Raw genomic sequence first — 858 nt, forward strand, 5'->3', positions numbered from 1 at the left:
GAAAGTGGTGCGGTCAGTGGTGTCGGTCGGTGCCATGGGATTCTCCTGTGTTGTGGTGAGGCAGGAGAAAGTCTGTGGCAGGTGGTGATCAAGGAACAGGTGTCGATTCGTGGGCGCTTACTCTGCCTCCATCAGTGCCTTCAGCGTATGCACGTCCTTTGCGCCGGAGGAAACGGACGCCACATAGACATTCTCGTAGGCCATGGCGATCATGCCCAGGTCCTTCTTGGGCGCAGCCTTGCCCCCGGCGGAGAACTTGGCCACGGCGCCCCGTGGGGTCGCCTTGGAAGTCTGGCCGCCGGTATTGGAGTAAACCTCGGTATCGAGCACCAGCAGGTTGATGTCCTTGCCGGACGCCAGTGCGTGATCCAGACCACCGAAGCCAATATCATAGGCCCAGCCGTCGCCTCCAACGATCCAGACGCTCTTCTTCACCAGATAGTCGGCGATGGACAGCAGGCGCCTGGCCTTGTCCCTGTCCAGGGTAGCGAGCTGCTCCTTGAGTTTTTCCACCCGCTGGCGCTGCTGGAAAATACCGGGCTCATCCGACTGGTCAGCAGACAGTATCTCCTGAACCAGCGCCGTATCCAGCACATCGCCCAGCTGCGCCAGCAGCACTTCTGCCTGGTGACGGTGCTGGTCAACGGCCAGGCGGAACCCCAGGCCGAATTCGGCGTTGTCCTCGAACAGGGAATTGGACCAGGCCGGCCCCCTGCCCTCGGGGTTGGTGGTATAAGGGTAAGCGCCCAAGAATCCACACCTGTTTTCCCCACCTGACCCTGTGCAGACTTTCTCCTGGAATTTCACGACATAGGAGAAATCGATGGACATGTCTGATGCCACCGAAGGTGCGCCGTT

At 60.1% G+C, this 858-nt stretch carries 1 protein-coding gene; it reads right to left on the minus strand.

What is annotated here, in order from left to right; genetic code table 11:
* Positions 1-117: 117 nt before the first annotated feature.
* Positions 118-858: thiamine pyrophosphate-dependent enzyme (locus tag ACOCD2_RS22765; protein ID WP_293650388.1), on the minus strand; the 741-nt coding region annotated here is incomplete at its 5' end.

This window comes from Thiolapillus sp. (genome assembly GCF_048562965.1).
In the GTDB taxonomy this organism is placed as follows: Bacteria; Pseudomonadota; Gammaproteobacteria; order Chromatiales; family Chromatiaceae; genus Thiolapillus; species Thiolapillus brandeum_A.